This window comes from Amycolatopsis sp. WAC 04169 (assembly GCF_003947535.1).
Lineage (GTDB): Bacteria > Actinomycetota > Actinomycetes > Mycobacteriales > Pseudonocardiaceae > Amycolatopsis > Amycolatopsis keratiniphila.
This window is the reverse complement of the sequence record NZ_QHJI01000033.1, coordinates 1-1,087: the sequence shown is the minus strand read 5'-3', so window position 1 is coordinate 1,087 and position 1,087 is coordinate 1. Positions and strand designations below refer to the sequence as shown.

Genomic DNA, 1,087 nt, shown 5'->3' with positions numbered 1-1,087 from the left:
GGCGGTTTCAACTGGTTGGTGCAAGTAGTGCTTTGTCGAGTGCTTGTGCGGGTGTGAGGAGGTCGAGTGTAGGGCGTGGTCGGGTGTTGAGGCGGAGGGCGATGGTGTCGCAGTGGGTTTGGGTGAGGTGGCGTAGGTCTGAGCCTTTGGGCCAGTACTGGCGTAGCAGGCCGTTGGTGTTTTCGTTGCTGCCGCGTTCCCAGGGGCTGTGGGGGTTGCAGAAGTAGACCTGCAGGCCGGTGTCGAGGGTGAACTGGGCGTGCTGGGCCATTTCGTTGCCCTGGTCCCAGGTCAGCGACCGTTTCAGTGCGGTGGGCAGGGTGGCGATCATGCTGGTGAGCAGTTCCCGGACTTCGACGGCTTTGTGGGTGTCGGGCAGGGGGGCCAGCAACACGAATCGGGAGTGGCGTTCGACCAGGGTGATGACCGCGCCCTTCCCGACCGCGCCGAGGATCAGGTCGCCTTCCCAGTGTCCGGGCACGGCCCGGTCGGCGGCCTCGGCGGGGCGTTCGCTGATCGGGGTCATCCCGGCGATCCGGCCTTTGCGGCGGTTGGAGGTGCTGGTGCGTGACCGGCGCTGGTCACGGCCTGAGCGCAGGTGTTCGGTGAGCTCGTTGCGTAGTTCGCCACGGGTCTGGATGAACAGTGACTGGTAGATCGTCTCGTGACTCACTCGCATAGCCTGATCGTCGGGGAACAACCTCGGCAACATCAGGGAGATCAGCTGGGGTGACCAGTCCGCTTGCAGCAGACCGGTCACCACCGCCGCCAGCGTGCCTGCCAGCAGGTGGGCTTTCGGGCGCCGGCCGCGTCCGACGGCCAGGCGCTGGGCTCGGCTGGCCCGGTAGCGGCGGGGCCGGCCATCGATCTTGGTGCCGGGCCGCGAGCACCGCGGTCCACCCCCGCGGCGTACTTCCCGTGAAATCGTCGAGGGTGACTTACCCAGAACCTTCGCGATCGCGTCCTGGGTAAGTCCGTGATCCAGACCGTTCTGGATCTTTTCCCGTTCCTCGCACGTCAACCGGGGTCCTGGCATGAAGATCTCCTATCAGCTGCCACCACTTGCAACAACCGATTGAGACCGCCG

At 65.6% G+C, this 1,087-nt stretch carries 1 protein-coding gene; it reads right to left on the bottom strand.

Annotated elements, in window-relative coordinates; genetic code table 11:
- Positions 1-7 precede the first annotated feature (7 nt).
- Positions 8-1,036, bottom strand: coding sequence for an IS30 family transposase (locus DMC61_RS40800; RefSeq protein WP_125695765.1), 1,029 nt, complete (start codon positions 1,034-1,036; stop codon positions 8-10).
- Between the last annotated feature and the right edge of the window lie 51 nt (positions 1,037-1,087).

What these genes read in the sequence shown, in the direction of transcription:
- DMC61_RS40800 (WP_125695765.1), bottom strand. Translation starts at nt 1,036, where the DNA reads ATGCCAGGACCCCGGTTGACGTGCGAGGAACGGGAAAAGATCCAGAAC.